Here is a 21656-nt window from a genome sequence, read left to right on the forward strand (position 1 = left end):
CGCCCTCACCCCGCGAGGCGCAGATGAGCACGAACCGGGTGTCGATCGACCTCAACGCCGATCTCGGCGAGGGCTTCGGCCGCTGGACCCTGACCGACGACGAGGAACTCCTGTCCGTGGTCACCAGCGCCAACGTGGCCTGCGGCTTCCACGCCGGGGACGCGGCCACCATGCGGCGCGTGTGCGACCTCGCGGCCGCGCGCGGGGTGCGGATCGGGGCCCAGGTCTCCTATCGCGACCTGGCCGGCTTCGGGCGGCGGTCGATGGACGTCCCGGCGGCGGAGCTGGCCGCCGAGGTGGCCTACCAGATCGGCGCCCTGGAGGTCTTCGCCCGGGCGGCGGGCTCCCGGGTCGCGTACGTGAAGCCGCACGGCGCCCTCTACAACCGGGTGGTCCGGGACGGCGAACAGGCGGCGGCGGTCGTCGAGGGCGTGCTGCTCGCGGACCGGACCCTGCCGGTCCTGGGGCTGCCCGGGTCCCGGCTGCACGAGGCCGCCGCGGCGGCCGGGCTCCCGGTCGTCGCCGAGTCCTTCGGCGACCGGGCCTACCGGGCGGACGGCTCCCTGCTGCCGCGCGGGCGGGAGGGGGCGGTCGTCACCGATCCCGCCGAGGTCGTGGAGCGGTCGGTGGCACTGGCCCGGCTCGGGACGGTCACCGCGCACGACGGGGCCTCCGTGGCCGTCCGGGCCCGTTCGCTCTGCCTGCACGGGGACACCCCGGGCGCGGTGGAGCTGGCCCGGCGGGTCCGGGAGGGCCTCGAAGCCTCCGGGGTGCGGGTGGAGGCCTTCGTATGAGCGGGGACCTTTCCGGAGCCCCTGCCACGGACGTACGCGTGCGCGTGCTGCGCGTGGGCGAGCGGGCGCTGCTCGTGGAGCTGGACGGCGGCGCCGAGGCGGAGGCTTTCCACGCCGAGGTGCTGCGGCGGCGGGCCGCCGGCGTCCTGCCCGCCGTGCGGGAGGTCGTGCCGGCGGCGCGGACCGTGCTGCTCGACGGGGTGGAGGACCCGGACCGGCTCGCGGCCGAGCTGCCGGGCTGGGAGGTGGGGCCGCTCTCCGCGCGCGTGGAGCGGGTCGTGGAGGTGCCGGTCCGTTACGACGGGCCCGACCTGGCGGAGGTCGCCGCGCACTGGGGCGTGTCCACCGGGGAGGCGGTGCGGATCCACACGGCGGCCGACTTCCGGGTCGCCTTCTGCGGGTTCGCGCCGGGCTTCGGCTATCTGACGGGGCTCGGCGAGCGGTACGAGGTCCCCCGGCGGGCCACTCCGCGCACCGCCGTCCCGGCCGGCTCGGTCGCCCTGGCCGGGCCGTACACGGGCGTGTACCCGCGCTCCTCCCCCGGCGGCTGGCAGGTGATCGGCACCACGGACGCGGTCCTCTGGGACACCGGGCGGGACCCGGCGGCGCTCCTCTCCCCCGGCACCCGGGTCCGGTTCACGGAGGAACGCCCCGGCACGGGGGGCGGGCGATGACGGGCAGGGCCGTCGACGTGGTCCGGCCGGGGGCGCTGACCACCGTGCAGGACCTGGGGCGCCCGGGGTACGCGCACCTGGGCGTGGTCCGCTCGGGCGCGCTCGACCCGGCGGCCGTGCGGCTCGCCAACCGGCTCGTGGGCAACGCGGAGGAGGCGGCGGTCCTGGAGACCACCGTCGACGGGTGCGCGGTGCGGGTCCGGTGCGCGGTGACCGTGGCGGTGGGCGGCGCGCCCTGCCCGGTCCGGGTGGACGGGCGCCCGGCCGCCTGGGGCACGGCGGTCCGGGTGGGGGCCGGAGCGGTGGTCGAGGTCGGGACGGCGGCGCGGGGGCTGCGGGCGTACGTGGCGTTCGGCGGCGGGATCGAGGTCGAGCCGGTGCTCGGCAGCCGCTCCACCGACCTGCTGTCCGGCCTCGGCCCGGCGCCCCTGACGCGGGGGACGGTCCTGCCGCTGGGCGCGGACACGGCGGTACGCGTGCCGGTCGACGCCCCTCCCTGGCCCGGACCGCCGGACGCGCTCGTCCTGCGGGTCCGGCTCGGGCCCCGCGACGACTGGTTCACGCCCGGCGCCCTGCACACCCTCGCCACGCGTGCGTACCGGGTGTCCCCGGCGAGCAACCGGATCGGGCTGCGGCTCGAAGGACCGGCCCTGGAGCGGGCCGTGCCCGGGGAGCTGGCGAGCGAGGGCATGGTGCTCGGCGCGGTCCAGGTGCCGCCGGACGGGCTCCCGGTGGTCTTCCTCGCGGACCATCCGACGACCGGGGGCTATCCGGTGGTCGGGGTCGTCCGGGAGACCGACCTGGGCACGGCGGCCCAGGCCGTGCCGGGGACGACGGTGCGGTTCGTGCCGGTGCGGTGAGCGGAGGCCGGTCACCGGTCACGGCTGCGAGCAGCGCCGCCCACCCCCCTCCAGGCCCCATCCGCCCGGTCCACGGCGCCCTCGCTGAGCGAGTCCCCGAGCACGGCGAAACGGAGAGGGCCGGCGGGGGCGGGAGGGGGGCCTTCCGGGGGCCTGGCCTCCGGGGATCGGGGTTCCGGGGATCGGGGCGCAGGCACCCTGGGCGGGAGCACCCCCCGCGCGTGGCGTCCCCCGTCATCGGCGGGCCTCCTCCGAAGCCGAAGCCAGCGGCTCCGGAGCCGGAAGCCCCTCCGGTGCGGGAAGGGCCCCCGGTACGGGAAGCGCCTCGTGGGCGCGGAGGAAGGCGGCGACGGAGCGGTCCCAGGCGAAGCCCTCCGCACGCGTGCGTGCGGCCGGGCGGCGGACCTCCTCCGGGACGGCGAGGAGGCTCTGGACGCCGGAGGCGAAGGCCGCCGGGGTGTCGGCGGCCGCGACCCCGGCCGTGCCGACGACCTCCGGGAGGGCCGAGGAGGCGCTGACGACGACCGGGGTCCCGCAGGCGAGGGCTTCGAGGGCGGAGAGCCCGAACGTCTCGGCGGGCCCCGGCGCCAGGCAGACGTCGGCCGCCGCCTGGAGGTCCGCCAGGGCCTCCCGGTCGGCGAGGTGCCCGACGAACCGCACCGGGAGGCGCCGCTCGCGCGCCCGCCGCTCCAGGGCGGCCCGCAGCGGCCCGTCGCCCGCGACCACGAGCGCCGCCGCGACCCCCGCGGCGCGCAGCTCCTCCAGGGCGTCCAGGGCCGTGCCGGGCCGCTTCTCGACGGAGAGCCGCGAGCACAGCAGGAGCAGCACCCGCTCCCCGCCCGCGTACCGGGCCCGCGTCGCGGCGTCGCGGCGGCCGGGCCGGCAGTGGTCCAGGTCCACACCGAGCGGGGCCCGTACGACGTTGCGGGCCCCGATCCGTACGAACTCGCGCTCCGCCCACTCCGTCGTGCAGACGACCCGCGCGAACGCCCAGGCGGTGCGGCGGTTGAGCCGGTCCGCCGCGCGGGCCGCGAGGGCGGGCGGCACGCCCCAGGTGCGCAGGACCCCGTCCGCGGTCTCGTGGGAGACCATGACCGACGGCACGCGGGCGCGTCGCGCCCACTCGCCCGTCCACCGCAGGGTCGTGCGGTCCGAGACCTCGATCCGGTCGGGGGCCAGCTCGTCGAGGAGCCGGGCGACCCGGCGCCGGTCGGCGAGGACCCGGTAGCCGCCGGTGCCGGGCAGCACGGGGCCGGGGAGGGTGACGACCCGGCCCTGCTCGGTGCGGCGGTCGCTCGCGGTGGCGCCGGGGACGACGAGGACCGGCTCGTGCCCGGCCGCCAGGTAGCCGCGGCCGAGCCGGTCGAGGGCGGTGCGCAGGCCGCCCGAGGTGGGGGTCACGAAGTTGGCGAGCCGCACGATCCGGAGCCCGCCGCGACCGGCGGCTCCGCCCGTACGCGCGCCCGTGCCCGTACTCGCGTCCACGCCCGCGGCCGTATACATCCCCGTCCCCGTCCCCGTCGTCGTACGGACGCCGCTCACGCCGCCACCGCCGTCCGCGCGTGCAGGACCTCCCGGTAGTGGCCGATCAGTTCGTCGCCGAGGGCCTCCCAGGTGCGGCCCTCGACGGCGGCGCGGCCGGCCCGGCCGTAGGCGGCGCGCAGGTGCGGTGCGGCGGCGAGCGCGGCGACGGCGTCGCGCGGCGCGTCCGGGTCGCCCGGGGGCACGAGGAGCCCGGTGCGGCCGTGGTCGACCAGGTCCAGGGGCCCGCCGGCGGCCGGGGCGATCACCGGCACCCCGCTCGCCATGGCCTCCTGGACGGTCTGGCAGAAGGTCTCGTACGGGCCGGTGTGGGCGAAGACGTCGAGCGAGGCGAAGATCCGGGCGAGGTCGGCGCCGGTGCGGCGGCCCAGGAACCGGGCGCCCGGCAGGGCGGCGCACAGGGCGGGCCCGCTCGGGCCGTCCCCGACGACCACGACCCGTACGCCGGGGAGCCCGCACACCCCGGCGAGCAGGTCCACGCGCTTCTCGGGGGCGAGGCGGCCCACGTAGCCGACGAGGAGTTCGCCGTCCGGGGCGAGTTCGCGGCGCAGGGCGGGGTCGCGCAGTCCGGGGCGGAAGCGGGCGGTGTCGACCCCGCGGCCCCAGAGCCGGACGCGGCCGATGCCGTGGGCCTCCAGGGCGCGCAGGGCGGCGGAGGACGGGGCGAGGGTGCGGTCGGCGGCGCCGTGCACGGCGCGGAGGCGGCGCCAGGCGGTCCCCTCGCCGGTCCCCACGTACGTGCGCGCGTAGCCGGCGAGGTCGGTCTGGTAGACGGCGACGGCGGGGACGCCGAGCCGGGCGGCGGCCGTCATCCCGCGCACGCCGAGGACGAACGGTCCGGCGAGGTGGACGAGGTCGGCGCGGTGCGCCGCGATGGCCGCGGCGACCCGGCGGCTGGGCAGGGCGACCCGGACCTGCGGATAGCCGGGCAGGGGCAGGGACGGCACCCGGACGACGGGGCAGGGGGCCTCGGCGTCCGCGGCCGGGTCGGCGACGGCGGGGGCGATGACGAGCGGGACGTGGCCCCGCCGGACGAGGTGGCGCGCGGTCTGCAGGGCGCAGTGCGCCACACCGTTGACGTCGGGAGGGAAGGATTCGGTGACGATGACGACACGCATACGGGTGTTGTCGTCGCGCCCGGCGTGGTCCCGCCGAAGTCGATCTGGACGGGGAGGGAACGTCCCGTGAGCGTTTCCCGCGCGGGCGCCTCCGGGAACGTCCGTGCGCCCCTTCGGGAACACCTGCGAGCCCCCTCAGGAACCCGTGGGGCCCCTCAGGAACCCGCGAGCCCCCTTCAGAAACCCGTGTCCCCCTTCAGGAACCCGCCAGGCCCCCAAGAAAACCTACGGGGGCGGGCCGCACCGTCCGGCGCGGCCCGCCCCCATGAGGCGCTCGGGTCCTCAGACCTGGAGGTCCGGCCCTATCCGGTTGCGCACCGCCAGTTGGACCTCGACCTCCTCGGCCGGGTCGGCGGCGAGGCGGCGCAGGCGTTCGGCGACGCGGATGTCACCGGTCTCGGCGTGCTGGGCCGCGACCTCGCGGGTGGTCTCCTCGCAGTCCCAGAGGCACTCGACGGCGAAGCCGGTCGCGAAGGTGGGGTCGGTGGCGGCGAGGGCGCGGGCCGTGCGGCCGCGCAACTGCGAGGAGGCCGTCTCCCGGTAGACGTGCCGCAGCACGGGGGCCGCGCAGGCGATGCCGAGGCGTCCGGCCCCGTCGACGAGGAAGGGGAGCGCGGGGGCGTCGGGGCCCTGCGAGCGTACGGTCTCGCGCAGCGCGCCGAGGACTGAGGGGGAGTCCTCGGCCGTGCCGCGGCAGGCCAGTACTTCGGCGGCGGCGGTCCCGAGCGCGTCGGTCCGCCGGATCCACGCGCGGGCGCGGGCGACCGCGTCCTCGCCGCACATGCGCCGGTAGGCGGCGACGGCGGCCTCGGCGGTATCGCGGGAGCCGCCGTCGGCGGCGTGTTCGACGAGGTCGAGGACGGCGGGGTCCCGTGACGCGGCGAGGTGGTGGAGGGCGGCGCCCCGGGCCCCTTCCGCGCCGTCGCGGGCGGCGGCGAGGAGCTCGGGCCGGTCCTCGGGTCCGGCGACGGCGGCCAGGCAGCGGGCGGCGGGGCCGTGGAGGGCGGCGCCGCGCTCGTACCCCTCCTGCGCCCAGTCGAGGACGGCGCGCACGCTCCAGCCGGGGCGGGGCCCGGTGGGACGCATCTGGCGCTGCCAGCGGTCGAAGGAGCCCTGCTCCATGGCGGCCCGGACGCGGGGGCCCACGGTGTCGCGCCGGTCCTCGGCCCACAGCCGCCAGGGCCGGGGCTCGAAGGCGTCGCGCACGGTGCGGGCCAGCTCGGCGTCGCCCTCCGCGCCGGCCGCGAAGCGGGCCAGTACGGGCGGGGCGAGCGCGCGGAGTCCGGCGTCGTCGTCGCGGAGGGCCAGCTCGTCCAGGGCCCAGGCCCAGTTGCTGCCGGTCGCGGCGTAGCGCCGGAGCAGCAGCAGGGCGTCCTGGCGCCCGTAGGAGGCGAGGTGGCCGAGGACGGCGAGCGCGAGCCCGGTGCGGGACTCCTCGGTGTCGAGGGGGTCCTCGGCGCCGAAGAGGTGCGCCTCGATCTCGTCGAGGCCTCCGTGGAGGTCCAGGTAGAGACGGGCGTAGTAGAGGGAGCGGTTCTCGACCTGCCAGTCGTGGCGGGGGTCGTCGAGAACGCAGTGGTTCAGGGCCGCGAGGGCCTCGGCGCGTGGCGCGGCGAGCGCGTGCAGGGTGCCGTCGCCGCGGCCCCGCTGCAGCAGGCCGAGCAGGGTGCCGCTCGGCGCTATGACTGGATCGAACATGGGGAGACGCCTCACATCAAGCTGTCGACACGACCGGGGGATGCCGGGATGACCGGGATGAACCGGGTCAGGCGGTACATCGGTGTACGCCTAGGCCGTGCGGCGACATGTCGGGCCGCTCGTCGTCCTGCGCTTGCCAGTGATCATCTTCCTCTGCCTCTCGTCGGTGGCCCGTTTCGCCGGGTCCGACGTCATGATGACCCACCCATTTCGCCACCGCGACCACATTTACGACGCCGCCTCACCTGGGGTTCAGCGCCCGTTCACCGGGTTCCGAAGAGTTCCAGGAGTTCGGCCTTGCCGAACATCCGGGCGGTGTCGACGGCGGACGGAGTCCCCGCCTCCGGATGCGCGCCGCCGGCGAGGAGGGCGCGGATCACGTCGCCCTCGCCCTTGAAGACGGCGCCGGCGAGCGGGGTCTGGCCGCGGTCGTTGGCGCGGTCGGCGTCGGCGCCCCGCTCCAGGAGGGCGGAGACCGCGGCGGCGTGGCCGTGGTAGGCGGCGAGCATGACGAGGGTGTCGCCCCGGTCGTTGGTGAGGTTCGCGGGGACGCCCGCGTCGACGTAGGCGGCGAGGGCTTCGGCGTCCCCCGTGCGCGCGAGGTCGAAGACCTTGGACGCCAGCTCGATGACCTCGGGGTCCGGAGTCTCGCTCATCGGGTGGGACCGCCTCTCTCCTGCGGTGTCGGGCCGTGCACGGCGAGCGCGGCCGTACGGGTGAATCGACAGGGTACTGCCCGTCCGGGGACATGACCGTGTGCGACCGAGGCAAAGATCACGGCGTTCCGTCCGCTCCCGATCCGCCTATAGCGCACCCCGGGCGTTTCGCCACCCGACCGTGCGTCCGCCGTCCGCCGGTCAAGTGAAATCGCTCGTTTTTCACTCCAATGAACCTTTAGTCACATAGATACCTGCCGTGAACCTGGAAGAACTCGTGGTGACTGTCCCCTCAACCAGGAGAACACCCAATGATCCTGTCCATCTCAGGCGTGGTCCTGCTCGGCATCATCTGCTTCCTGTTCTTCAAGAAGGACGGCCTGAAGCCCTCCCACGCCATCGTCAGCTCGCTGTTCGGCTTCTACCTCGCGGGCACCGCCATCGCCCCGAGCATCACGGCGGGCGGGCAGAGCCTCGCCGGCCTCCTGGGCGGGATCAAGTTCTGACGCCCCTCAGCCCCTTCCACCACTTCAGGAGTACGACGTGGCCCGGCGACCACTCCCCCGCATTCTGAGCAGCGGCAGCGCGCAGATCGCCCGCAGTCGAGAGATCGCGCGCACGGCCGCCGACAGCGCCACCGACGTGCTCCATCCGCTGATCACGGTCTCCCGGGGTCTGCGGAAGCTGGCCGCGTCCGCGCGCGTCAGGTGGGCCGCGACCCCCAAGGAACGGCGTGGTCCCACGCTGTTCCTGGTCGCGGCCTGCGTCCTGGTCGTCGCCCTCCTGCCGTACGGGCCGCTCCTCGCGCTCGTCACGGTCATGGGCGCCGCCGCGTGGAAGGGGCGCGAGCGTCGGGTCGTCAAGACCGGGCCCGACGAGGCGGAGACCGCCCGCCTCAAGGGCCTGTACGAGGCGCTCGTACCCTACTTCTCCGTTCCGGAGGACCCCTCCCCGCTCTTCTCCCACGGGGGCGACTGGAGCGGGGCCTTCGGGGAGTACGCCTTCGACGAGGACGGGCGTCTCACCCGGCTGAGGATCGCGTACCCCCCGTACTTCACCGACGGCGATCCGGCCGCGCGCGCCCGGATCGAGCAGTTGCTGCACGCCAAGTCGGGGCGCGGCCGCGAGTACCGCTTCGACTGGGACGAGGAGGGCAACCGGCTCGTCCTGAGCGTGCTGCCCGCCCTGCCCACCACCGTCGCCGCCCAGCGCTTCGTCACCGTGCCGGGCGAGACCGTCCTCGGCTTCACCGACGCCGACGCCGTGCAGCGGACCGTGCCGGTGGTCGCGGCGGACGGCACGGAGGACGCCCCGGCCGTGGTCTGGCGCACCGGCCCCCGCTCCACCGAGCCGCACCTGCTGGCCGTGGGCCGGCCGGGCAGCGGCACCACCTCCCTGCTGCGCTCGATCGCGCTCCAGGCGCTCCCCCACGGCGACGTCCTGATCGTCGAGGGCGGTGGCACCGGCGAGTACGCGTGCCTGGCCGGCCGCGCCGGGGTCCTCTCCGTCGAGTGCGGGCTCTCCGGCGCCCTGGCGAGCCTGGAGTGGGCGTCGCACGAGACCGAGCGGCGCCTGATCGCCGCGAACCGGGCCCGGCAGGCCGGCCTGCCCGTCCCGGAGGACACCCGGCGGCCGCTGTGGATCCTGCTCGACCGGCCGAGCGTCCTCGGCCACCTGGCCGCCGCCGACGGCCGCCCCGACCCGCAGGAGCTGCTCCAGGTGCCGCTGCGGTACGGGCGGGCGGCGCAGGTCACGGTGGTGGTGGCCGAGCAGTCCGACAACGTGGACATGCTGAGCGAGGCGGTACGGAGCCACACCAGGGCCCGGATCGTCCTGGGCCCGGCCGCGCCCGGTCATATCGAGGCCGTCCTCGGCGCCCGGCCGCACACCACGCCGACGCCCGACGTCCCCGCGGGCCGCGGCTACGCGCGCCTGGGCACCGGCCCGGTCCTGCGGCTCCAGGTGCCGGCGACGCCCGACCCGTACGACGACGCGACGAGCGACGCGCACCGCCGGGCGGTCCTGGACCTCCTGCCGGAGCGGACCCCGGCCGCGCCCACGACGGCTCCCGCGCCGACGGTGGTGATCGAGAAGATCCCCGTCACCGCGTCCGAGCCGGCTCCGGCGCCCGGTCCGGCCCCGCTCCACGCCCCGGTCCCGGCGGAGGGCTGAGCACCGGGAACGACGCGGAGGGGCGGGTACGGACACCACGGTCCGCACCCGCCCCTCCGTACGTTCCGGAAGGCATCCGCCCCGGCGGGACTACGCCACGAACGAGCGCGGCGGCTCCGCCCCGCCGCCGCCCGCCCCGGACTCGACCAGGCGGGCCGCGGCGGCCAGCCGCACGGCCGCCTCGTCCGCGACCGGGCCGCCGACCGTGAAGGGCAGCCGGACGAAGCCCTCGAAGGCGCCGTCGACGCCGAAGCGCGGGCCGGACGGCACCCGGACGCCGACCCGCTCGCCCACCTCGGCGAGCCGGGAGCCGGAGAGGCCGCCGGTGCGCACCCAGAGGGTCAGGCCGCCGCGCGGGACCACGAACTCCCAGTCCGGGAGCTCCCTGCGGACCGCGGCCACCAGCGCGTCCCGGTTCTCCCTGGCCTGGGCGCGCCGGAGGCCCACGGCCTCCTCCCAGCCGCCGGTCCGCATCAGCCAGTTCACGCCGAGCTGCTCCAGGACGGGGGTGCCGAGGTCCGCGTACGCGCGGGCGGCCACCAGGGAGCGGATGACGTCGGGCGCGGCCCGGACCCAGCCGATGCGCATGCCCGCCCAGAAGGCCTTGCTGGCCGAGCCGACGGTCAGGACGGTGGAGCCGGCCGGGTCGAAGGCGCAGACCGGCCGGGGCATCTCCAGGTCGTCGTCGAGGTGCAGCTCGGCCATGGTCTCGTCGACGACGAGCACCGTGCCGGCCGAGCGGGCCGCCTCCACCAACTGCCGCCGCTGGTCCTCGTCCGCGAGCGCGCCGGTCGGGTTGTGGAAGTCGGCGACGACGTACGCGAGGCGGGGCGCCGCGTCCCGCAGCACCTGGCGCCAGCGGCCCAGGTCCCAACTGCCGAGGCCCTCGGACATGGCGACGGGCACGAGCCGGGCCCCGGCCTCGCGCATGAGCTGGAGGATGTTGGCGTACGAGGGGGACTCGACGGCGATGCGCTCGCCGCGCCCGGCGAAGAGGTGGCAGATCGCGTCCATGGCGCCCATGGCGCCGGTCGTGACCATGATCTGCTCGGGCATGGTGGGGATGCCGCGGGCGGTGTACCGGTCGGCGAGCATCTGCCGCAGCGCGGGGAGGCCCGCCGGGTAGTCCCCGTGCGTGTGGGCGTAGGGCGGCAGCTCCTCCAGGGCGCCCTGGAAGCCCCGGGACAGCCAGGGTTCGGGGGCGGGGAGGGCGGCGCAGCCGAGGTCGATCATCGAGCCGAGGGCCTCGGGCGGCAGCGGTTCGAGGCCGCGCGCGGGCAACGGGTTCCCGGCGGGGACGGCGGTCCAACTGCCGGCGCCGCGCCGCGACTCCAGGAAGCCCTCGGTGCGCAGCGCCTCGTAGGCCGCGGCCACCGTCGTGCGGCTGACGGCGAGCGCGAGGGCGAGCTCCCGCTCGGCGGGCAGGCGGGCGGCGACGGGGACGCGGCCCTCGAGGACGAGGAGCCGGATGCCGTCGGCGAGGGCGCGGTAGGCGGGCGGCTTGCGGGCACCGGGCCCGGCGGGCCGGGCCTGCTGCGCCTGGAGCTGTCGGGCGAGCTGTGCCGGTCCCACCGCCGAAGTCCACTGAGCCATGGAAATCAGTCCACCTTCCTCGAATTGGCCATGGTTGGCCTTCGATCCCCTGCCACAGAGTGGCACGAGTCAGTCCACTACCACCACCCTGGGGGGCAGCACCTTGTCCATCGCCTCCGGCCTCCGCGGCCGGCACCTCACCCGTCGGCTCGTCCAGCTCTACGCGGGACTGACGCTGTACGGCGTCAGCTCGGCGCTCCTGGTGCGCGGCGCGCTCGGCCTGGAACCCTGGGGCGTCCTCCACCAGGGGCTCGCCGAGAGGACCGGGCTGACGATCGGCGTGGTGTCGATCGTGGTGGGGGCGGTGGTGCTGCTGCTGTGGATCCCGATCCGGCAGCGGCCCGGCCTCGGCACGGTCTCCAACGTCTTCGTGATCGGCCTGGCGATGGACGGCACCCTGGCCCTGGTCCCGGAGTCCGGCGCCCTGGCCGTGCGGGTGCCGCTGATGGCGCTCGGGATCGTCCTCAACGGGCTCGCGACCGGCCTGTACATCGCGGCCCGGTTCGGTCCCGGCCCGCGCGACGGCCTGATGACCGGTCTGCACCGGCTCACCGGCCGCTCCATCCGCCTGGTGCGGACGCTCCTCGAAGTGGCCGTGGTGGCGACCGGCTTCCTGCTCGGCGGCTCGGTGGGGATCGGCACGGTCCTCTACGCGCTCTCGATCGGCCCGCTGGCCCAGTTCTTCCTGCGCCGGTTCGCGGTCCCGGAGCGGGAGGGCGGCATCGCGGTGGCCTCCTCGGGCCCCGCCCCGACGGAGGGGTCCGGCCCGGCGGAGGGGTCCGGCCCGGCGGAGGGGTCCGGCCCGGCGGAGGGTCCCGGCCCGGCCGGAGAACCCGGTCCGGCGGAGGGCGCCGATCCGGCCGGAGACCCCGCCCCGGCGGAGGACGCCGGTCCCGCGACGGCCCCCCGTCCCCCGGCGGTCGCCCCCGGGACACCGGAACAGGCCATACTGCGGCGGTGACTCGCGTACGCCACCCCTACCTCGACCACCCCTCCCCGCTCCCGTTCGCCCACCGCGGCGGCACGGCGAACGGCCTGGAGAACACCGCGGCCGCCTTCCGCCGGGCCGCCGCGGCGGGCTACCGCTACTTCGAGACCGACGTCCACACGACGTCCGACGGGGTGCTCGTGGCCTTCCACGACGCGACCCTGGACCGGGTGACGGACGCCTCGGGGCGGATCCGCGACCTGCCGTGGGAGGCGGTGCGCGAGGCCAGGGTGGCGGGCCGGGAGCCGCTGCCGCTCTTCGCCGACCTCCTGGAGGAGTTCCCGGAGGCCCGCTGGAACGTGGACCTGAAGACGGAGTCGGCCCTGGGCCCGCTGGTCGACCTGATCCGCAGGACCGGCGCCTGGGACCGGGTCTGCGTGGGCTCCTTCACCGAGGCCCGGGTGGCCCGGGCGCAGCGCCTGGCCGGTCCGCGCCTCGCCACCTCGTACGGGGTGCGCGGGGTGCTCGGGCTGCGGCTGCGCTCCCTCGGCGTCCCGGCGGCGCTGCGGGCCGGCGCGGTGGCGGCGCAGGTGCCGGAGCGCCAGGGCGGGGTCCCGGTGGTCGACCGGCGGTTCGTCCGCGCGGCGCACGCGCGCGGGATCCAGGTCCACGTGTGGACCGTGAACGATCCGGCCCGCATGCACTCTCTCCTCGACCTGGGGGTGGATGGCATCATGACCGATCACCTGGAGACGCTGCGCTCGGTGCTGACCGAGCGGGGCGCGTGGACCTGAGCGCGCCCGGGCGGCCCGGGGACCGACCGCAGGGGGCACGGGCCCACGGGGACGAACGAGGGGGCGGCCGTGACCGCTGAGACCACCGAGCCGGAGGAGTACGCCACCGGCCCCGCCGAGCGGCGGCGCGAGCAGCGGGGCTGGTACTTCTACGACTTCGCGTGCTCGGTGTACTCGACGAGCGTGCTCACCGTCTTCCTCGGCCCGTACCTGACCTCGGTGGCGCGGGCGGCGGCCAACCCCGAGGGGTTCGTCCACCCGCTGGGCATACCCGTGCGCGCGGGCTCGCTCTTCGCGTACGCCGTGTCCGCCTCGATCGTGGTCGCGGTGGTCGCGATGCCGCTGGTGGGCGCGGCGGCCGACCGCACGGGCCGGAAGAAGCCGCTGCTCGCGGCGTCCGCATACCTGGGGGCGGCGGCCACGGCCGGGATGTTCTTCCTGGACGGCGACCGCTACCTCCTGGGCGCCTTCCTGCTGATCGTGGCGAACGCCTCGCTCTCGGTCTCGATGGCGCTCTACAACGCCTATCTGCCGCAGATCTCGGAGCCGGAGGAGCGGGACGCGGTCTCCTCGCGCGGCTGGGCCTTCGGCTACACGTCCGGCGCGCTGGTCCTCGTCCTGAACCTGGTCCTCTACTCGGGCCACGACTCCTTCGGGCTCACCGAGGGGGAGGCGGTCCGGATCTGCCTGGCCTCGGCCGGCGTGTGGTGGGGCGCGTTCACCCTCGTGCCGCTGCGGCGGCTGCGCGACCGGCGGATCCCCCCGGGGACGCGGGAGCGGGCGGGCGAAGGCTCGGTCGGCAGCGGCTGGCGCCAGTTGCGGGCGACCCTGAAGGACATGCGCCGGCACCCGCTGACGCTCTCCTTCCTCCTCGCCTACCTGATCTACAACGACGGCGTGCAGACGGTGATCTCACAGGCCTCCCTGTACGGTTCGGAGGAGCTGGGCCTGGACCAGACGACGCTCATCACGGCGGTCCTGCTCGTGCAGGTGCTCGCGGTGGCCGGCGCCCTCGGCATGGGGCGGCTCGCCCGGTCGTACGGCGCCAAGCGGACGATCCTGGCCTCGCTCGCGGTCTGGGCCCTGATCCTGGCGGCGGCCTACGTCCTGCCGGCCGACGCGCCCGTCTTCTTCTACTCCCTGGCGGCCGCGATCGGCCTGGTCCTGGGCGGCAGCCAGGCCCTGTCGCGCTCGCTGTTCTCGCACCTGGTGCCGCGCGGCAAGGAGGCGGAGTACTTCTCGGCGTACGAGATGAGCGACCGGGGGCTCAGTTGGCTGGGTCCGCTCGTGTTCGGTCTCGCGTATCAGCTCACCGGAAGCTACCGGGATGCCATCATCTCCCTGTTGATCTTCTTCGGCGTAGGCTTCGTCCTGCTCGCCAGAGTGCCGGTACGACGCGCGGCCGAGGCCGCGGGAAACGCGGTGCCGGAGCGTATTTAGACGTGGCGGTGAAAGGGCGGTAGTGTACGCGTTTGGCCTGCCAGGCGGACCGTTACTGCGTGCTGCTTTGGTGAAGACACCACGTCACACCTGCCGTCAGATGTGACAAAACGGGCACTGGTGGGTACAACAAGGGGCGGCACGACGGGCGACGCATGACCCGGCACGGGAATCTTTACCGCCGACCGGACGTTGACCGGATAACGACGACAGCGACATCTGTCCTGTGGGCGACAAGCCCGGGAGGCACGATTCATGAGTGAGCGAGCTCTTCGCGGCACGCGCCTCGTGGTGACGAGCTACGAGACCGACCGCGGCATCGATCTGGCCCCGCGCCAGGCGGTGGAGTACGCATGCGAGAAGGGACATCGCTTTGAGATGCCCTTCTCGGTAGAGGCGGAGATTCCGCCGGAGTGGGAGTGCAAGGTCTGCGGAAGCCAGGCACTCCTGGTGGACGGGGACGGTCCCGAGGAGAAGAAGGGCAAGCCTGCGCGTACGCACTGGGACATGCTCATGGAGCGGCGCACCCGCGAGGAGCTGGAGGAGGTCCTCGCCGAGAGGCTGGCCGTCCTGCGCTCCGGCGCCATGAACATCGCCGTGCATCCGCGCGACAGCCGCAAGTCCGCCTAGCGGACCGCCGGACGATCAACGCCGCGGGGTCCGGTACACGAAGACGTGTACCGGACCCCGCGGCGTTTTCCGTACGCGCCCCCCGAGGGACGCGCTCCTTCAGGAGGCGCCGGAGTCAGGGCGTCAGGGGCGGGCGGGAGTCGTCGGCCCGGTACGGGCTCCGAGGGGCGTCCTCGCGGACGACCTCGCCCTGGACCACCTTCCCGTCCGGGCGGCGGACGCGGGCCTGCTGGAAGGCGTCCTGGAGGCTGCCGGGGGACGCGGCGCGCATCCGGCGCTCGACCGCCTTCTCCGCGGACCGGCCGAGGAAGGAGCGGACCGGGGGGATCAGCAGGAGCAGACCGGCCGCGTCGGAGATCAGGCCGGGGATCATCAGGAGCAGGCCGCCGAGCATCAGGAAGCCGTTGCGGTCCTCCGCGCCGGTCCGCTCCGGCGCGGTGGGCACCCCGCCGGCCCGCGCGGCCTCCTGGGCCTGCTGGAAGGTCGAGGTGAGGTTCCGGAAGGCACGCCGGCCGGCCCGCTTGACGACGACGGTGCCCAGCAGGGCCCCGCCGACGAGCAGCGCGAGGACGGTGAGCCCGCCCGCCGCGTCCGCCACCACCGTGAGCAGCCAGATCTCCAGGACCAGCCAGGAGACGAGGCCGAGCGGGAGGAACGTACGCGCGCGGGAGCGCTTCTTGGGGGCGGGGGAGGGCGATGCGCCGGTCGTCATGGTCCCCAGTGTGCCCGGAGCCCCGCCGGAACGGCGTAAAGGAAGGATCGGTGCGGAAGGATCGGTACGGAGTGACCGGTACGGGGGGTGCCGGATCAGGAGGGCTTGCGGCCGAGCCGCTTGCCGACCTTCTCCGCGCGCGCCGTCAGGCCCCAGCCGGTGACTCGCCACAGCGCCTCGACGAGGATGTCGCGGCTCATCTTCGAGTCGCCGACCTCCCGCTCCACGAAGGTGATCGGGACCTCGACGACGTGGTAGCCCGCGGCGACCGCGCGGCGGGCCAGGTCGACCTGGAAGCAGTACCCGGCCGAGGCCACGTCCTCCAGGCCCAGGCCCTCCAGGGTCTCCTTGCGGAAGGCCCGGTAGCCGCCGGTGACGTCGCGGATCGGCACGTCGAGCATCACACGCGAGTAGAGGCTGCCGCCCCGGGAGATGAACTCGCGGGACTTCGGCCAGTTGACGATCCGGCCGCCCGGCACCCAGCGGGAGCCGAGCACCAGGTCCGCGCCCTTGAGGGCGGTGAGCAGCCGCGGCAGCTCCTCGGGCTGGTGGGAGCCGTCGGCGTCCATCTCGACGAGGACGTCGTAGCCGTGCTCGATGCCCCACCGGAAGCCGGCGAGGTAGGCGGCGCCGAGCCCCTCCTTGCCCTTGCGGTGCAGGACGTGCACGTGGTCGTCGTCGGAGGCGAGCTCGTCCGCGAGCTTGCCCGTGCCGTCGGGGCTGTTGTCGTCGGCGACGAGCACGTGCGCGTCGGGTACGGCTTCCCGCACCCGCGCGACGATCGGCTTGATGTTCTCCGCCTCGTTGTAGGTCGGAATGATCACCAAGGCCTTGCCGAGCGGGCCGTAACGCCTCTGGCCACCGTCGTTCACTACTGCCCCTTCGGATGCATACACAGGCCCCCACCATAGCGAGGTCTCCGCAGTGCTCCGGCGCGGCGGGTCGGGTGGGACGGGTGACGTGCGGCGCGGGGCCCGCCGTCCTTCGGTCCGGCCCGGGATCCGCCGGCTGCGGGTCGATCGGAGCCGTTGTCTACTGAACGTCCGGGCCCCGCCCGGGTCGCACCTTCCGCCGGCGGCCTTCCCCCGCGGCCGAGGCGCGGGCGGCGTTCGGCTGACGCGCGGGGCGCGATCCGGTCGGACGTCCTGTGGTGGACGCGGAGAACCTACCCGCCCCCGGCGGGCGACTGTCAATACCCGCCCGGCCCGTGGCCGTCTCCCCGGGGCCGGTCCCGGGGGAGGATCCGCAGGTCGGGGACGGCGGTGCGGGCCGGCGGCCGGAAGGGCGGACGCCTCCGCGTCACACGTCCGGCCGCACGAACACGGTCCGTCCGTTCACCACCGTGCGCAGGCAGGCGGGGAGGTCGGCGCCGGGTGTCAGGTCGGGCAGGCCGGGCGTGCCGGAGCGCGGGTCGGTGGACCAGCGGGCGACCCGGTCGTCGGGCGCCTGGACGACGAGTTCCTCGGTGCGCCAGACCGCGTAGTCGGCGGGGGCGCCGGGGACCAGCGTCCCGGCGTCGTCGCGGCCGACGGCCCGCCAGCCGCCCCGGGTGTGGGCGGTGAAGGCGGCGCGGGCGGAGATCCGGTGCCCGGGGGTGCGGTGGAAGGCGGCGGCCCGGACGGTGCCCCAGGGGTCGAGCGGGGTGACGGGGCTGTCGGAGCCGAAGGCCAGCGGCACGCCGGCGCGCAGCAGCGCCGCGTACGGGTTGAGGGTGCGGGCCCGTTCGGCGCCGAGCCGGTCGGCGTACATGCCCTCCTCGCCGCCCCAGAGCGCGTCGAAGGCGGGCTGGACGGAGGCGGTGAGGCCCAGTTCGGCGAAGGCGGCGATGGTCTCGGGGGTGAGCATCTCGACGTGCTCGACGCGGTGCCGGGCGGCCCGGATCCGGGCGAGGCCGAGCTTCTCGGCGGCGGCCCCGAAGCCTTCCACGACCGCGGTGACGGCGGCGTCCCCGATGGCGTGGAAACCGGCCTGGAGCCCCGCCTCGGTGCAGGCGACGACGTGGAGGGCGACGGTGGCCGCGTCCAGGTGGGCGGCGCCGGTGTGGCCGGTGTCGGTGTGGTCGGCGTACGGCTCGTGGAGGCAGGCCGTGTGGGAGCCGAGGGAGCCGTCGGCGAACAGGTCGCCGGCGGCGCCGAGCGCGCCGAGGTCCCGCGCCCGCTCCACGTCGAGGTCGGCCCAGTAGCCGACGACCCGGGGCCCGGCCTCCTCGCGCGCGAGGTCGAGCAGTCCGGTGAAGTCCTCCTCGGAGGAGATCCGCGGACCGCCGCACTCGTGCAGGGTGCCGATGCCGAGGGAGGCGGCCCGGGCGCGGGCGGCGCGCTGGGCCTCGGTGCGCTGGCGCGCCGACACGGCGCCGAAGGCGGCGGCGCGCACGGCGTGGTGGGCGTCGCCGGTGAGCGGCCGCAGGCCGTCGTGGAAGCCGTCCAGGTCCCGGACGCCGGGCACGAGGTCGAGCATGGCGGTGGTGACGACGGCCGAGTGGACGTCGATCCGCGTCAGGTAGAGCGGGCGGCCGCCGGTGAGCCCGTCGAGCTCCTCGCGGGTGGGCGGGCGGCGCTCGGGCCAGCGGGAGGCGTCCCAGCCGTGGCCGACGAGCACGCGGTCCTCGGGGCGGGCGGCGGCGTGGGCCCGGATCCGCTCCGCAGCCTCGGCGAGCGAGGCGGCGGAGGAGAGGTCGAGCCCGGTGAGGGCGAAGCCGGTGGCGGTGGTGTGCACGTGCGCGTCGACGAACGCCGGGGTGACGAGCGCGCCCTCCAGGTCGACCACCTCGTCCACGCCGGACGCGAAGGCGTCGGCCGCGCCCTCCGATCCCACCCAGGCGACGTGCCCGCGCTCCACCACCATGGCGGTGGCGAAGGGGTCGGCGGGGCTGTGGACTTCTCCGCCGCGCAGCAGCACGGTGCGGTGTTCGCCGGGAGACGCGGCAGGCGTGGACTCACTCATGCCCCCAGGCTAGGACCTGGGGGGACCCGGTTTGTCCGGCAGGTCCCCCGACGGACGGCGAAGGGCCCGCCGGGCGGATGCCGGCGGGCCCTTCGGGCGGGTTTCGACGGGTCAGACGCGCGGCGGTCTGGCCTCGTACGGGGTGGACAGGACGACCGTCGTACGGCTGGACACACCGGCCTGGGAGCGGATGCGGCTGAGCAGGTGCTCCAGCTCCAGCGGGGTGGCGACCCGGACCTTGAGGATGTAGTTCTCGTCGCCCGCGACGCTGTGGCAGGCCTCGATCTCGGGGATGTCGGCGAGCCGGTCGGGGGTGTCGTCGGGGGCGCTGGGGTCGAAGGGTTTGACCGAGATGAAGGCGGTCAGCGGCAGGCCCACGGCCTCCGGGTCGACGACGGCGGCGTAGCCGCGGATGACACCGCGCTGCTCCAGGCGGCGGACGCGCTGATGCACGGCCGACGTGGACAGGCCGGTGGCCTTGCCCAGGTCGGTGTAGCTCATGCGCCCGTCCTTGACGAGCAACTCCACGATCTGACGATCCAGCTCCTCCATGCGGTGACCCTAGTGCTCCGGAGAGGCCGGGCGACAGCCCGGGGCGGCCCCTATGGGGTGCTATGCGCCGTCACGAGGCACCTGCGACGGGCATGTGACGAACACCACAGGTTTGCGCCGGGCTCGGGACACCGCCTCACGGTTATGCGGAGTTCCGCATGGGAAGTGGTTGCTGTGGTCGAAGGCCGCACAGATCCGGCCGACCCACCCGAGGGGGAGATTCTCCATGCAGGAGCCTGTTGATTCGGTCGACACGTCCGACGAGCTCGACGCGTACGACACCTTTGAGATGTTCCGGGTGGTCTGCCCGGAGTGCGCGCAGCCCATCGCGCTGCTCGCGGACGAGGACGTGCTGCCGGAGCACGCGCTCTGCCCCACGCCGTGGAACCCCTTCGTCCTCACGGTGTGCCCGGGCACGGGCCTCGCGGCCTCCGCGGCGCGTCCGGCCGACGACTCCCTGGAGGTCCTGGAGCAGGACACCGCGCTGCTCCTGACGCTCCCCCAGGGCCTCGACTGGCGCACGCAGCCCTTCTCGCACGTCGGCGGCCCGGGCTCGCGCCCGATCCGGGTGCCGCAGATGCGCCGCGCTGCCTGAGACCGCACGCCGCCGGCCGTCTCCCCGTGCCGCGCCCGTGGTGCGGTACGGGAGGGCCCGGCGGTGCGCCGGAGCCGCCCGGGTACCGGGCGAACTGCCGCTCGAATCCGTCCGGCGGTGACCCTTGGCCACGGGAGCGCGTTGGTCCGGGCATGACCACGCTGCACACGACTCCCAGCGGTTACGGTCGGCACCGGCAGGCCGAGCCGCGCATTGAAGAATCGGTTCCTCAACCGGCTGCGACGCCGTCGTCGGCGCCCGTCTCCACGCCCGTACCCGCAGCCGTGTCCGCGCCCCTGCCCCTGCCCCTGCCCGTCCCGGCTCAGGGGCAGGGTCAGCCCCGGGCGGAGACGGGGGCGGAAGCCCGGCCGCAGACCCGGGTGCGGCCCCCGGAGCGGTCCCCGGCCCCGGTCGGCCCTCCCCTCCCGGTCAACCCGCCGGTCACGATCACCACCCCCGTCCCGGTCGCCGCCCCGGTCCCTCTCTCCGCCCAGGCCCCGGTCCCGGTCTCCGTCGGCCTGCCCGCCCCCGCTCCCGTACCGGCGCATCCGCCCATCTACCAGGACGTGCTCTCCCTCTGGGCGAGTCAGGGCCGCGCCCTGCCCGGCCACCGCGACCAGGAGTGGACCCGGCTCGCCGCGGGACCCGTCTGGGCGGACCGGACCGTCCGGGTCAGCGGGACTCTGGTCCGACCAGGTGACGGGCGATGACCATCCGCTGGATCTGATTGGTCCCCTCGACGATCTGGAGCATCTTGGCCTCGCGCAGGAAGCGTTCCACCGGGAAGTCGGTCGTGTAGCCGTACCCGCCGAGCACCTGCACCGCGTCCGTCGTGACGCGCATGGCGGCGTCCGTGCAGAAGAGCTTGGCCATCGCCGCGCACCGGCCGAAGGGCCGCCCCTCGTCCCGCAGCCGCGCCGCCTCCAGGTACAGCGCCCGGCCCGCCTCCACCTGGGTCGCCATGTCGGCGAGGAGGAAGCGGAGGCCCTGGAAGTCGGCGATCGGACGGCCGAACTGGCGGCGCTCCCGGGCGTGTCCGACGGCCGCGTCCAGAGCCGCCCGGGCCAGGCCCACGGCACAGGCGGCGATGCCGAGCCGCCCCGAGTCCAGGGCGTCGAGCGCGATCGCGAAGCCCTGCCCCTCCTCGCCGAGCCGCCGCGCGTCGGGGACCCGTACGCCGTCGAAGCGCAGTTGCGCGGTGGGCGAGCCGCTCGTCCCCATCTTCCGCTCGGGCGGGTCCGCGCTCAGGCCCGGCGCGTCCCCCGGGACCAGGAAGGCCGTGATGCCGCGCGCGCCCGGGCCGCCGGTGCGGGCCATGACCGTGCAGAAGTCGGCGATCCCGCCGTGCGTGATCCACGCCTTGGTCCCGTCGATCGTCCACGCGTCGCCGTCGCGGACGGCCCGGGTCCGCAGGGCCGCCGCGTCCGACCCGGCGGAGGGTTCGGAGAGGCAGTACGCGCCGAGGAGGCCGCCGCCCAGCATCGCGGGCAGGTGCGCGGCCCGCTGCTCCCCGGTGCCGAAGCCGGCGAGCGCGTGGCAGGAGAGGGTGTGGACGCTGACGCCGAGGCCGACGGTGAGCCGGGCCGCGGCGAGCTCCTCCAGGACCTGGAGGTACACCTCGTACGGCTGGCCTCCCCCGCCGTACGCGGGGTCGTACGGCAGTCCGAGGAGCCCGGAGCGGGAGAGCAGCGCGAACAGTTCGCGGGGGAAGCGTCCGGCGGCCTCCTCGGCCGCGGCGGACGGGGCGATCTCCCGCCGGGCGATGTCGCGCACCAGGGCGAGCAGCTCGCGGGCCTCGTCGGTGGGCAGCCGGCGCTCCACGCCGTCCGCGGGGGTGTCGGGCACGGTCGCGCTCCTCCCTGCCGGGCGCGGGCGGGTCGCACGCGGGATGCCGGGGTCGCGGGGAGTATGCCCGCCCGGCGGCCCCGGTTCACACGGCCGCCGGGGGATCACAC

Annotated in this window: 20 protein-coding genes and 1 pseudogene; 11 read left to right on the forward strand and 10 right to left on the reverse strand. The window is 75.6% G+C overall.

The window, feature by feature from the left end:
• Positions 1 to 23 precede the first annotated feature (23 nt).
• From ACFYNX_RS21965 to ACFYNX_RS21975, 3 genes are read left to right on the forward strand one after another with little or no spacing between them, the layout of a single operon-like run.
• Positions 24 to 794, forward strand: a complete 771-nt coding sequence (locus tag ACFYNX_RS21965) for a LamB/YcsF family protein (protein ID WP_388663479.1) — start codon at positions 24 to 26, stop codon at positions 792 to 794.
• On the forward strand, positions 791 to 1468 hold the full coding sequence (gene pxpB / locus ACFYNX_RS21970; RefSeq protein ID WP_365539838.1) for a 5-oxoprolinase subunit PxpB: 678 nt from the start codon (positions 791 to 793) through the stop codon (positions 1466 to 1468). The genes ACFYNX_RS21965 and pxpB overlap by 4 nt, the downstream gene beginning before the upstream one ends.
• On the forward strand, positions 1465 to 2328 hold the full coding sequence (locus tag ACFYNX_RS21975; RefSeq protein ID WP_388663481.1) for a biotin-dependent carboxyltransferase family protein: 864 nt from the start codon (positions 1465 to 1467) through the stop codon (positions 2326 to 2328). Before pxpB ends, ACFYNX_RS21975 begins: the two co-directional genes overlap by 4 nt.
• Positions 2329 to 2562: 234 nt before the next feature.
• Here the strand turns inward: ACFYNX_RS21975 and ACFYNX_RS21980 are convergent, their stop codons facing one another.
• The 4 genes from ACFYNX_RS21980 to ACFYNX_RS21995 all read right to left on the reverse strand — a co-directional run bounded on the left by ACFYNX_RS21980 (position 2563) and on the right by ACFYNX_RS21995 (position 7342).
• Positions 2563 to 3831, reverse strand: a complete 1269-nt coding sequence (locus ACFYNX_RS21980; protein ID WP_388663919.1) for a glycosyltransferase — start codon at positions 3829 to 3831, stop codon at positions 2563 to 2565.
• A 35-nt stretch (positions 3832 to 3866) separates the two neighbouring features.
• Complete coding sequence (locus tag ACFYNX_RS21985) at positions 3867 to 4988, reverse strand: glycosyltransferase family 4 protein (RefSeq protein ID WP_388663483.1); 1122 nt, start codon at positions 4986 to 4988, stop codon at positions 3867 to 3869.
• Between the two features lie 282 nt (positions 4989 to 5270).
• Positions 5271 to 6686, reverse strand: a complete 1416-nt coding sequence (locus ACFYNX_RS21990) for a HEAT repeat domain-containing protein (protein ID WP_388663485.1) — start codon at positions 6684 to 6686, stop codon at positions 5271 to 5273.
• A gap of 263 nt (positions 6687 to 6949) precedes the next feature.
• Complete coding sequence (locus ACFYNX_RS21995) at positions 6950 to 7342, reverse strand: ankyrin repeat domain-containing protein (RefSeq protein ID WP_125667437.1); 393 nt, start codon at positions 7340 to 7342, stop codon at positions 6950 to 6952.
• A 311-nt stretch (positions 7343 to 7653) separates the two neighbouring features.
• Here ACFYNX_RS21995 and ACFYNX_RS22000 point away from each other — a divergent pair, with 311 nt between their 5' ends.
• A complete protein-coding gene (locus ACFYNX_RS22000) occupies positions 7654 to 7848 on the forward strand; it encodes a hypothetical protein (RefSeq protein ID WP_125667438.1) in 195 nt (64 codons plus the stop codon).
• Positions 7849 to 7885: 37 nt separating this feature from the next.
• A complete protein-coding gene (locus ACFYNX_RS22005) occupies positions 7886 to 9514 on the forward strand; it encodes a hypothetical protein (protein ID WP_388663488.1) in 1629 nt (542 codons plus the stop codon).
• A 90-nt stretch (positions 9515 to 9604) separates the two neighbouring features.
• Here ACFYNX_RS22005 and ACFYNX_RS22010 read toward each other — a convergent pair whose 3' ends face one another.
• Entirely contained in the window at positions 9605 to 11107 is a 1503-nt protein-coding gene (locus tag ACFYNX_RS22010; RefSeq protein ID WP_388663490.1) for a PLP-dependent aminotransferase family protein, read from the reverse strand.
• Positions 11108 to 11210: 103 nt separating this feature from the next.
• Here ACFYNX_RS22010 and ACFYNX_RS22015 point away from each other — a divergent pair.
• The 4 genes and pseudogenes from ACFYNX_RS22015 to ACFYNX_RS22030 all read left to right on the forward strand — a co-directional run.
• Positions 11211 to 11921 (forward strand): annotated as a pseudogene (locus ACFYNX_RS22015) (YitT family protein); the annotation flags it as partial.
• Positions 11922 to 12064: 143 nt separating this feature from the next.
• Entirely contained in the window at positions 12065 to 12829 is a 765-nt protein-coding gene (locus tag ACFYNX_RS22020) for a glycerophosphodiester phosphodiesterase (RefSeq protein WP_388663492.1), read from the forward strand.
• A 69-nt stretch (positions 12830 to 12898) separates the two neighbouring features.
• Positions 12899 to 14269 (forward strand): MFS transporter, encoded by a 1371-nt coding sequence (locus ACFYNX_RS22025; RefSeq protein WP_388663494.1) that lies wholly within the window; start codon positions 12899 to 12901, stop codon positions 14267 to 14269.
• Between the two features lie 255 nt (positions 14270 to 14524).
• On the forward strand, positions 14525 to 14899 hold the full coding sequence (locus ACFYNX_RS22030) for an RNA polymerase-binding protein RbpA (RefSeq protein WP_026278069.1): 375 nt from the start codon (positions 14525 to 14527) through the stop codon (positions 14897 to 14899).
• A 115-nt stretch (positions 14900 to 15014) separates the two neighbouring features.
• On the opposite strand, the gene fxsA is transcribed toward ACFYNX_RS22030, so the two are convergent.
• From fxsA to ACFYNX_RS22050, 4 genes are all read right to left on the reverse strand, one after another.
• Complete coding sequence (gene fxsA, locus ACFYNX_RS22035) at positions 15015 to 15611, reverse strand: FxsA family membrane protein (RefSeq protein WP_388663496.1); 597 nt, start codon at positions 15609 to 15611, stop codon at positions 15015 to 15017.
• Positions 15612 to 15706: 95 nt separating this feature from the next.
• Entirely contained in the window at positions 15707 to 16483 is a 777-nt protein-coding gene (locus ACFYNX_RS22040; RefSeq protein WP_365539848.1) for a polyprenol monophosphomannose synthase, read from the reverse strand.
• A gap of 427 nt (positions 16484 to 16910) precedes the next feature.
• The gene (locus ACFYNX_RS22045; protein WP_388663498.1) at positions 16911 to 18554 is read right to left on the reverse strand and encodes an amidohydrolase; all 1644 of its coding nucleotides are present in this window, start codon (positions 18552 to 18554) and stop codon (positions 16911 to 16913) included.
• Positions 18555 to 18665: 111 nt separating this feature from the next.
• On the reverse strand, positions 18666 to 19106 hold the full coding sequence (locus ACFYNX_RS22050) for an Lrp/AsnC family transcriptional regulator (RefSeq protein WP_015032222.1): 441 nt from the start codon (positions 19104 to 19106) through the stop codon (positions 18666 to 18668).
• A 226-nt stretch (positions 19107 to 19332) separates the two neighbouring features.
• Here ACFYNX_RS22050 and ACFYNX_RS22055 point away from each other — a divergent pair, with 226 nt between their 5' ends.
• Positions 19333 to 19701: a hypothetical protein gene (locus tag ACFYNX_RS22055; protein ID WP_365539850.1), complete on the forward strand. Its 369-nt coding sequence runs from the start codon at positions 19333 to 19335 to the stop codon at positions 19699 to 19701.
• 284 nt (positions 19702 to 19985) lie between these two features.
• Positions 19986 to 20411: a hypothetical protein gene (locus ACFYNX_RS22060; RefSeq protein WP_388663501.1), complete on the forward strand. Its 426-nt coding sequence runs from the start codon at positions 19986 to 19988 to the stop codon at positions 20409 to 20411.
• Here the strand turns inward: ACFYNX_RS22060 and ACFYNX_RS22065 are convergent.
• Positions 20374 to 21546, reverse strand: coding sequence for an acyl-CoA dehydrogenase family protein (locus ACFYNX_RS22065; protein ID WP_388663503.1), 1173 nt, complete (start codon positions 21544 to 21546; stop codon positions 20374 to 20376). The genes ACFYNX_RS22060 and ACFYNX_RS22065 overlap by 38 nt on opposite strands.
• Between the last annotated feature and the right edge of the window lie 110 nt (positions 21547 to 21656).

It is taken from the genome of Streptomyces sp. NPDC007872, from assembly GCF_042868165.1.
Lineage (GTDB): Bacteria > Actinomycetota > Actinomycetes > Streptomycetales > Streptomycetaceae > Streptomyces.

Coding starts and splice junctions, on each gene's coding strand:
- ACFYNX_RS21965 (WP_388663479.1), top strand. CDS start 24: ATGAGCACGAACCGGGTGTCGATCGACCTCAACGCCGATCTCGGCGAG.
- pxpB (WP_365539838.1), top strand. CDS start 791: ATGAGCGGGGACCTTTCCGGAGCCCCTGCCACGGACGTACGCGTGCGC.
- ACFYNX_RS21975 (WP_388663481.1), top strand. CDS start 1,465: ATGACGGGCAGGGCCGTCGACGTGGTCCGGCCGGGGGCGCTGACCACC.
- ACFYNX_RS21980 (WP_388663919.1), bottom strand. CDS start 3,831: ATGTATACGGCCGCGGGCGTGGACGCGAGTACGGGCACGGGCGCGCGT.
- ACFYNX_RS21985 (WP_388663483.1), bottom strand. CDS start 4,988: ATGCGTGTCGTCATCGTCACCGAATCCTTCCCTCCCGACGTCAACGGT.
- ACFYNX_RS21990 (WP_388663485.1), bottom strand. CDS start 6,686: ATGTTCGATCCAGTCATAGCGCCGAGCGGCACCCTGCTCGGCCTGCTG.
- ACFYNX_RS21995 (WP_125667437.1), bottom strand. CDS start 7,342: ATGAGCGAGACTCCGGACCCCGAGGTCATCGAGCTGGCGTCCAAGGTC.
- ACFYNX_RS22000 (WP_125667438.1), top strand. CDS start 7,654: ATGATCCTGTCCATCTCAGGCGTGGTCCTGCTCGGCATCATCTGCTTC.
- ACFYNX_RS22010 (WP_388663490.1), bottom strand. CDS start 11,107: ATGGCTCAGTGGACTTCGGCGGTGGGACCGGCACAGCTCGCCCGACAG.
- ACFYNX_RS22030 (WP_026278069.1), top strand. CDS start 14,525: ATGAGTGAGCGAGCTCTTCGCGGCACGCGCCTCGTGGTGACGAGCTAC.
- fxsA (WP_388663496.1), bottom strand. CDS start 15,611: ATGACGACCGGCGCATCGCCCTCCCCCGCCCCCAAGAAGCGCTCCCGC.
- ACFYNX_RS22045 (WP_388663498.1), bottom strand. CDS start 18,554: ATGAGTGAGTCCACGCCTGCCGCGTCTCCCGGCGAACACCGCACCGTG.
- ACFYNX_RS22050 (WP_015032222.1), bottom strand. CDS start 19,106: ATGGAGGAGCTGGATCGTCAGATCGTGGAGTTGCTCGTCAAGGACGGG.
- ACFYNX_RS22055 (WP_365539850.1), top strand. CDS start 19,333: ATGCAGGAGCCTGTTGATTCGGTCGACACGTCCGACGAGCTCGACGCG.